The 8623-nt window shown below is 61.4% G+C and carries 6 protein-coding genes and 1 tRNA gene; 2 read left to right on the top strand and 5 right to left on the bottom strand.

Translation table 11 applies throughout. The features are described from left to right. Nucleotides 1-239: 239 nt before the first annotated feature. Both A5906_RS45850 and A5906_RS39690 read right to left on the bottom strand, forming a co-directional pair. A complete protein-coding gene (locus A5906_RS45850; RefSeq protein ID WP_080140495.1) occupies nt 240-2564 on the bottom strand; it encodes a type I restriction-modification system subunit M in 2325 nt (774 codons plus the stop codon). 566 nt (nt 2565-3130) lie between these two features. Next, nucleotides 3131-3220, bottom strand: a tRNA-Ser gene (locus tag A5906_RS39690). Between the two features lie 195 nt (nt 3221-3415). Here A5906_RS39690 and A5906_RS39685 point away from each other — a divergent pair. Further along, the gene (locus A5906_RS39685; protein ID WP_080140494.1) at nt 3416-3757 is read left to right on the top strand and encodes a hypothetical protein; all 342 of its coding nucleotides are present in this window, start codon (nt 3416-3418) and stop codon (nt 3755-3757) included. Between the two features lie 41 nt (nt 3758-3798). On the opposite strand, the gene A5906_RS39680 is transcribed toward A5906_RS39685, so the two are convergent. The 3 genes from A5906_RS39680 to A5906_RS39670 all read right to left on the bottom strand — a co-directional run bounded on the left by A5906_RS39680 (nt 3799) and on the right by A5906_RS39670 (nt 7849). Continuing rightward, nucleotides 3799-5262: a trehalose-6-phosphate synthase gene (locus tag A5906_RS39680; protein WP_080140493.1), complete on the bottom strand. Its 1464-nt coding sequence runs from the start codon at nt 5260-5262 to the stop codon at nt 3799-3801. Between the two features lie 273 nt (nt 5263-5535). Further along, nucleotides 5536-6357, bottom strand: coding sequence for a trehalose-phosphatase (gene otsB / locus A5906_RS39675; protein WP_080140492.1), 822 nt, complete (start codon nt 6355-6357; stop codon nt 5536-5538). A 4-nt stretch (nt 6358-6361) separates the two neighbouring features. Continuing rightward, complete coding sequence (locus A5906_RS39670) at nt 6362-7849, bottom strand: MFS transporter (RefSeq protein ID WP_080140491.1); 1488 nt, start codon at nt 7847-7849, stop codon at nt 6362-6364. Nucleotides 7850-8032: 183 nt separating this feature from the next. Between A5906_RS39670 and A5906_RS39665 the strand changes: the two genes are divergently transcribed. Beyond that, a complete protein-coding gene (locus A5906_RS39665; RefSeq protein ID WP_080140490.1) occupies nt 8033-8389 on the top strand; it encodes a DUF3175 domain-containing protein in 357 nt (118 codons plus the stop codon). The last annotated feature ends 234 nt before the right edge of the window (nt 8390-8623 follow it).

The raw sequence follows: 8623 nt of genomic DNA, 5'->3' as shown, positions 1-8623 counted from the left end.
GCGAAGCGGTGAGCATTTGGTCTTCTGCTCGCGCCTTCTCCTTTCGATGTCCGAACAATGATTTGCTTGGAACAATATCCCAGTGACTAGGAATCTCTCCCAGCCAGTCCAATCCGGAATCTTTGTATTCTGAATACGACTGAAATTCCCCGATCAATGCATGGCCTCCGGTCTGACGTAGAGCTTCCAGGTGTTGGACGCGAGGGCTGGGCAGATTTTCCAGGATCGAAATGGTCGGCTCACTCCGCCGCTCCTTTCATGATCTCGGTGAGCAGGCCTTCGGTCTCCTGTTCCAGCTTGAGGATATCGGCGCTGATCTCGGCGAGGGTGCGAAGCTGCGGGGGTTGGTAGAAGTGACGGGTAAAGCTGACCTCATAGCCGATCTTGGTGTCAGCCTCGACGACCCAAGCGTCGGGCGTGTAGGGCAACACTTCACGACGAATGAACGCCTCGATGCCACCCTCCTCCTGCAGAGGGACCTGCTCGAAGTCGCGCAGCTCGCTGTCGGGCTCGTATTCGAGGACGAAATCGGGATCGCCAGCGGGGTTAGGATAGAAGCCACGCAAAGGGTCGGGTTTAATCTTGCCCGCTTTGTGAACTCTCTTAATGACGGGCGCAGCGGATTCTTCGCGCCAACTTACGGCGGCGACGATAAGCTTGAGGTCGGCCGCGCTAGGTTTGAGGTTGAGCGTCCTTAGGGCGACGTCCACCTGTTTCAGAAATACATTGTGGTCGGTGAAGAGTTCATCGCCGAGGACCTCGCGAAGTTGGCTGGCCATCCCGACGAGTGCCGCGTCGCGCCGCCAAGTATCGAGGTCGAGGAGTTTTCTTTTCGTCTTCTCGGGCAACCCCTTCTTCGTGCCGTCGCCGCTGTCCTCGTCGTCATCAGTCTCTTCGTTCTCCCACGAGTCTACGAGCTTCGCCAGCTTCTCACGGGCAGCCTCCGGTTTCTCGAACAGTTCGTCGCCCAGCCTTTCGTAGAGCGCGGCACGGATATCTTCGTCACCTGAGGCCAAGCGCAGGGCCTCGATGCGCGGGTGGGTGAGTTGGCTGTGGAGGCGGAGCGGGCGTTCGACCTTCACCTTCCAGTAACCGAAAGCGGCGTTGGGGAAGATTTTGGATTGCGGCGTTTCCTTAAAATTTAGGAAAGTGTCGCAGATGCGCTGGATATCTTCAGGAGCGAGTTCGCAGTCTTTCTTGCCCATATTCTTGCGCAGCGGCCGAAACCACTGGGTGGCATCAATGAGCTGAACCTGACCGCGGCGGTGCTCGGGTTTGCGATTGGTGAGAACCCAAACATAGGTGGAGATGCCGGTGTTGTAGAACATATTGAGCGGCAGGGCGACGATGGCCTCCAGCCAGTCATTCTCGATAATCCAGCGGCGGATGTTGCTCTCGCCCTGGCCGGCGTCGCCGGTGAACAGTGACGAACCGTTGTGCACTTCGGCGATGCGGCTGCCGAGCGGGGTGTCGTGCTTCATCTTACTCAGCATGTTTACCAGAAAAAGCATCTGGCCGTCGTTGCTGCGAGGAAGTAATGAGTAATCGGACACACCGGCGTGCTGGATAACGAAGCGCGGGTCTTTGATGCTCTTCTTTCCTCCCATGCGCTCAAGATCGCTCTTCCAGCTTTTGCCGTAAGGCGGATTGGCCAGCATAAAATCGAACGCGCGGGAGCGGAAGGCATCGTTGGAAAGCGTAGAATGTTCCGGGCCGCCGATGATGTTGTCTGCCGCATCTCCGTCGCCCTTGAGCAATAGGTCAGCTTTGCAGATGGCGTAGGTCTCGCCGTTGATCTCCTGGCCATAAAGATGTGTGGCAACCTGCTTGCCGTGGGCTTTCGCGATCTGCTGAAGCGTCTCCTCGGCAACGGTCAACATACCGCCCGTGCCGCAGGCGCAGTCGTAAAGCAGATAGGTGCCGCTCTCGATGTGGTCTGCCACCGGCAGGAACATGAGGTTCGCCATCAAACGCACGACGTCGCGCGGCGTCCAGTGCTCGCCGGCCTCCTCGTTGTTTTCCTCATTGAAGCGGCGGACGAGTTCCTCGAACATCGTGCCCATCGAATGGTTGTCGAGGGCGGGAAGATTGTCGATTGGACGCGGACTGAGATTGATGTCCTTGTCGAGAAATTTTTCGATGAGCTGGCCGAGGGCGTCGGCTTTGGAGAGGCGGGGAATCTGGTTGCGGAACTCGAAATTATTTAAGATGTCCTGCACATTAGGCGAGAAGCCGTCGAGGTAGGCCTCGAAGTCATCCCTGAGTTTCTGCTGAGTGGCGCGAGATTTGAGGTCGCGAAGCAGGAAGGGCGAGGTGTTGTAGAAGGCCTCGCCAGAGGCGGCGCGAAGGGCGTCGTCCTGGTTGGCAACGCCTTCCTTGTCGAGGGCGGCCTTCATCTCCATCACGGTCTGCTTGGTCGGTTCGAGCACCGCGTCAAGGCGGCGCAACACGGTCATCGGCAGGATGACATCGCGATATTTGCCGCGGACGTAGACATCACGCAGGACATCATCAGCGATGTTCCAGATGAAGTTGGCGAGGCCGTTGAGTTGGGCTGTGTCCATTCATCCAACTCCCAGAACCGCGCTACAGTAATTCTCCATTTTCAGCCCGACGTCGGTGCGAATCTTATCGCAGCGCACGAAATTACCCCCCCGCTAGACCGGCCGAAAATGGTTTCTTTCTCGGCGCCTCGGTCGAATCCACGGCCATAGGAACTAAGGGTTGTTGAGCTGAAAAGCCACTCCTCGATAACCAACCGTCACCGACGATGTGGGGATTACTGGTGATGGCCTAGTGTTTGGACGAGTGTACAAAGCCGGGGCCTTCGGGCCGCAGGGGGTGAGTTGCGCATTCACAGAATCCGCGTTTGTCATGCGTGCGATAAATCCAGCATTTCCCTTGAGCGAGACGGATTCAAACTGCCGCGGAGCCAAGCCGTTGATTTTCTGAGAAATGCCGTACTAGACCGATTGTGGTGGTTCAAAGATTCGGAGAAAATTCGGTTCTCCGGCGTCATTCAGGCCATTGTTGGATGGCCAATAGGAGTTCTCCGCCCGAGAAAAAGCAGGAAAACGGCCGAGTTTCTGGCCTCTCTGCAGCTCCAAGTACGAGATCATTTTTGCCGGGGTGGCGGAGAGAGTGGGATTCGAACCCACGGTACGGTTTCCCGCACACACGCTTTCCAAGCGTGCGCCTTAAGCCACTCGGCCATCTCTCCGGAGCGCCCTCTCTTGAAGGGGCGCTGATGATTTTGCAAGGGATCGCGGGAGATTCGGGTGAATTTTCCGTAAGATATTGTATTTCAACAATAATCTCAGGCGCCGGCACGCTGTGCGGAGCCGCCGCCGGCTGAACCGGGGGCGGCTTTGGCGCGACGATTCACCTGAGGCCGCCAAACACGACCGGGGACGCCATGACCATCCGCAAGACCATCGCCGTGCTGAGCCTGATTTCGGCCCTCGGCTCCGCTTTTTCCGCGCCGGGACTGGCCCAGGTCTGCACCCGGCAAGGCGTGGATGTCAGCTGCGACGACGGCCGGCGCGGGGTGCTGTCGGGCGATGCCATCCTCTGGCCGGACGGGACCCGCTCCAGCTCGACGCCGCATCAGAGCGTCATCATCGGCAACAAGAGCTCGGTGCATGTCGGGCCCGGCGTGTTCGTCGGCCAGGGCAAGGGCATGGTGCCGCTGGACGATCCCAACGCGCCGAACAAGCGGCAATGCGCGATCCTGGAGGGTGTCTCGTATTGTTATTGAGGTGGGGCCAACCCTCTCCCGCAGGGGGAGAGGGTGAAAGGCTAAATCAACCGCACGCCTGATATGGCCGATTTCAGCCAGCGCAGCGCTTGAGGCGGCTGGGCGGCGAGCGGGGCAACGGCGGCCTTGTCGGTGCGGCACTTCTCGAGCTCAGCGACGAAATCGGCGGACCATTGCTGGATGGTGTGGCCGCGCAGCTTCTTCATCATCGCGTCCCAGCGCATCTTGCGCTCGGTCAGCGGCATCGCGGCCGCGATCGCGATCGCACGCGCCATGCCGTCGATGTCGTGCGGATTGACCAGCAGCGCCGTTTCGAGCTCGTTGGCGGCGCCTGCGAATTTCGACAGCACCAGCACGCCGGGGTCGGCCGGGTTTTGCGCGGCGACATATTCCTTGGCAACCAGGTTCATGCCGTCATGCAGCGGCGTCACCACACCGACCTGCGCGGTGCGATAGAGGCCCGCCAGCACAGCCTGGCTGAAGCCTTTGTTCAAATAGCGGATCGGTGTCCAGTCGACTTCGCCGTGGCGGCCGTTGACGTCGGTCACGAGGCGCGCGACCTCGTTCTGGAGATTGCCGTAGGCCTCGATCGCGCCGCGCGAGGGATTGGCGATCTGAAGCAGCGAGATGCTGCGCAAAAACTGCGGCTGCTCGGTCCACAGCCGGTCGAACGCGCTGATGCGGTTGACGAGGCCCTTGGAATAGTCGAGCCGGTCGACGCCGATCGCGAGACGCTCGCCATTGAGGCTGCGGCGCAGCCGTGACACGTCGGGATGCGACGCCGACTTGGCGGCATAGGCCGCGAATTTTTCCGCATCGATTCCGATCGGGAAGACTTCGCAGCGCGTGCGGCCGTGCTGCGACAGTGCAACACCGTCCTCGATGGTGAGGCCGAGCTCGCCGCCGACATAAGACAAGAAATTCTGCCGATCCTCCTCGGTCTGGAAGCCGAGCAGGTCGTAGGCCAGCATCGCCGTGATCAGCTCACGATGATTGGGCACGCCCTGCATCACCGCGGCCACGGGCCACGGCGTATGCAGGAAGAAGCCAATCGGATCGTCGACGCCGAGATCGCGCAGCTCCGCACCAAGGGCGAGGAAATGATAATCCTGCACCCAGATCGCCGTCCGGGTCTTGCGGAAACGCATCAAGGCGCGCGCCATGAAGGCGTTGACCTCGCGATAGCTGACATAATCCTCGCGGGAGACGCGGATCAGATCGCTGCGCGAATGCAGGGCCGGCCACAGCGCCGAATTGGCAAAACCCTCGTAATAGCCGCCGTAATGCGCCGCCGGCAGATCCAGTGTCGCAATCGCGCCCGAACCCAGCGCTTCGATCTCGGCAAACGGTTCCTTCTGGTGGCCATCACGCACGCGGCCTGAAGACCCCACCCAGATGGCCCCTGAATGCTCGACAACCGGAAGCAATGCCGCAGCCAGACCGCCCGTCATGGGCTCGTTGGGCTTGCCGCGGGCGACGCGATTTGAAACGACGACTAAGTTCACAGGTCGTCCCCTCCTGTTCATTCCACCCCGTTTAACTGCCGTTCATCAATATGGTTCCTGTCATCATTTCCACGAAATGAAACCAGAATTGGGCACATGCGTTGGAACTGGTTGAGCTCGGGGAACCCGGAAATTCCGCTGCAAAGACAGCTTTTGCGGTCGTGTTGCGCAGCATGCATCGTGCCGCGCAACGATGCTGCGTCGAGATCATTATGTCTGCGGCGTGGCGCTGCCTTTGTTTGACCTAAAGCGCGATCGCGCCTTGATCCCGGATCATGCTTTTGGATCGAGCAGCCGCGCGAGGAACATGCGCACATCGGCCGGCGCATCGAAGTGACCGTTCACGCCCATGGCGCGGCGGCCGACCGAGAAGGAGAGCCCGTCCATGTCGGGCATGATCGCGAATACCGTCTCATCGGTGACGTCGTCGCCGATGAACAGCGGGCGGCGTCCTTTGAACGGCTCGTGCTTCATCAATTCGCGTACGCCGCTCGCCTTGGTGAAGCCGGAATGCTTGATCTCGCAGACGAACTTGCCCGGCAGAACTTCAATGGGCGCGTTGGGCAGGTCGGCGCGGATCAGCGAGACGGATTCGTAGATCGCCTTCTCCGCATGCGGCGCGAGGCGGTAATGCAGCGCGAGCGAATAACCCTTGTCCTCAAGCAGAATGCCGGGCGAAAGCTTGGCAATCGCAGCGAGCCGCCGCTTCAGCTCCTTGTCCAGCGGCGGCGCGTGGACGTCGTCCGCTTCATTGTCCACCGACAGCCGCATCTCCGCGCCGTGACCCGCGACCGCGCGGAAGACGTCGGGCGCGAAAATCAAATCGATGTCGTTGAGCGAGCGGCCGCTGACCAACGCCAGCGCCCCCGAGGTGCGTTGCACCAACCGGTTGAGCGTCTCCGACAGGCCGGGCGGCACCCAAACTTCGCGCGGAGTCGGCATCAGGTCGAGCAGCGTGCCGTCGATGTCGAGCAGGATCGCCGTCTCGTCGAGATGCGGGACGAGCGCATGCGGCACCGGCACCGAGTCGGGCGCATCCTCGTCAAGCATGGTGTGCTTCTGGTCCAATGCCATTTCCGCAAGTTCCGATTTCATCAGTCTACTCCATAAAGGCGAGCGGCCGCGCGATTTGTTCGAGCGATTTTCGTTCCGCGGAGACGGCGTAGCGCCACGCCACGATCGCAGCCGCGATCATCAGGAATGCCCCCAGCAGATAGCCGGCGAACACGCTGGTGCGTGAACCCGTGTCGATCAGCACGCCGAACAGGGCCGGGCCGATCACGCCGCCGATGCCGGTGCCGACCGCGTAGAAGACCGCGATCGCCAGTGCTCGCACTTCGAGCGGGAAGGTCTCGCTGACGGTGAGATAAGCCGCGCTCGCGGCGGGCGAGGCAAAGAAGAAGATCACCATCCAGGCGATAGTCTGTCCTTGCGCACTGAGCGCACCGATCGTGAACAGATAACCCGAGAGCGCCAGCAGCAGTCCGGAGATGCCATAGGTGAACATGATCATGGTGCGCCGTCCGAGCGTATCGAACAGGCGGCCGAGCAGCAGGGGGCCGAGGAAATTACCGGCGGCGAAGGGCAGCAGGTACCAGCCGACATGTTCGGCGCTGATGCCGTAGAAGTCGGTCAACACGAGCGCGAAGGTGAAGAAGATGGCGTTGTAGAAGAACGCCTGCGCGCTCATCAGCACGAGGCCGACAAGCGCGCGCTGGCGATAGGCGGAGAACAGCGTGTGCACGACCTCGCGGATCGGCGTGTGATCGCGCATCTTCAGCCGGATCTTCGTGAAGCGGCCGGCGCTGGCATTCTGATCGTGCCCGATCACCGAGCGCTCGATATCGTCGACGATGGCGTGGGCCTGCTCGGGTCTCCCGTGGATCATCAGCCATCGCGGACTTTCCGGAATCCACATCCGCATCAGGAGCACGACGAGGCCGATGGTCGCGCCGATGAGATAGGCGAGCCGCCAGCCGAGATCGGGGCCCATCAATGCGGGATCGAGCAGCACGATGGCCGCGACCGCCCCCATCGCGGCGCCGATCCAGAAGCTGCCGTTGATGACGAGATCGGTCCAGCCGCGATAGCGCGCCGGCACCAATTCCTGGATGGTCGAATTGATCGCGGTGTATTCGCCGCCGATGCCGGCGCCGGTGAGAAAGCGGAACAGCGCGTAGCTGGCAATGTCCCAGGACAACGCGGTCGCGGCGGTCGCCGAGAGATAGAGCGCAAGCGTGATGAAGAACAGTTTCTTGCGGCCGATGCGGTCGGTGAGCCAGCCGAAACCGAGCGCGCCGAGCACGGCGCCGGCGAGATAGGCGGAGTTGGCGATGCCGAGATCGAGATTGGAGAAGTTCAGCGTAGGACTTTGCTTCAGCGCGCCGGAGAGTGCACCGGCAAGCGTCACCTCGAGCCCGTCCAGGATCCAGGTGATACCGAGCGCCAGCACGACGCGGGTGTGGAAGCCGCTCCACGGCAGCGCGTCGAGGCGCGAGGGAATGCTGGTCTCGACGATGCGATCGGTGGCGACCGCCGCGGCGACTCCAGGTCCGTCGTTCAGCGCTGGGGTTTGCTGCAATTCCATCGTGCTGTTGGGTCTCGCCAACGAAAGCAGCCCCGGTTCACATGAATGTGGACGGGGACGTTCCGATCACGGGGGCGCGGTTTTTCGCCTGCCCCCTGCGACAACGTCCGCGGCGAGGGCAGGTTCCCGCAGGAACAGCCCCTTGGGCCGTCCGTTTCCGATGGAGCCGCAAGGAGTTGACGCATGGCTCAGGTCAGAAAGACGACACATTCGCGCAAGACTGCGACACGCCGGACAACCGGCGCGCGCAAGAGCGCGAAACGCACGACGCCGAAACGCTGGTCGCAACGTGTGACGAAGGAGAGCGACGCGCTCGATCTCAAGCACGGCGTCTTCAAGCTCACGAGCCCGAGGAAGATTGCGGCCTCGCTGAAACGATCGGCCGAGCACAGCTCGCGCCGCAAGGCCGGCGCGTACCGCTCGGCGCTGTCGATGCTGACCTTCTACATCAACCGCGCCGGCAAGACGCTGCCAAAGACGCAACGCACGCGGCTGGAAAAGGCGAAGGTGGAGCTGAAGCGGGCGTTCTGGAAAGAGTGAGGCTTGCGCTCTCTACGCCGTGGTCGTCCTGGACAAGGGAGCGGAGCGAGCGCTGATCCAGGACCCACTACCACAGGGCGTCGTTTGGCGAAGACTCGTGGTTGCCGGTCTTCGTCCAATTGCTCGTTGGGGTAATGGGTCCTGGCTTTCACCAAGATGACGATGGAGAGAGCGCCTACGCCGCCCTGATATTCCCCATGAAGCGGTCGAGCTCGGCGCGCAGGCGGGTGCTTT

The sequence above is a fragment of the Bradyrhizobium sacchari genome, assembly GCF_002068095.1.
GTDB classification, from domain to species: Bacteria; Pseudomonadota; Alphaproteobacteria; order Rhizobiales; family Xanthobacteraceae; genus Bradyrhizobium; species Bradyrhizobium sacchari.
Note: the sequence above shows the minus strand (reverse complement) of the source record. Positions and strands in the feature narration are given on the sequence as shown.

Coding starts and splice junctions, on each gene's coding strand:
- A5906_RS45850 (WP_080140495.1), bottom strand. CDS start 2,564: ATGGACACAGCCCAACTCAACGGCCTCGCCAACTTCATCTGGAACATC.
- A5906_RS39685 (WP_080140494.1), top strand. CDS start 3,416: ATGACCATCCGCAAGACCATCGCCGTGCTGAGCCTGATTTCGGCCCTC.
- otsB (WP_080140492.1), bottom strand. CDS start 6,357: ATGAAATCGGAACTTGCGGAAATGGCATTGGACCAGAAGCACACCATG.
- A5906_RS39665 (WP_080140490.1), top strand. CDS start 8,033: ATGGCTCAGGTCAGAAAGACGACACATTCGCGCAAGACTGCGACACGC.
- A5906_RS39670 (WP_080140491.1), bottom strand. CDS start 7,849: ATGGAATTGCAGCAAACCCCAGCGCTGAACGACGGACCTGGAGTCGCC.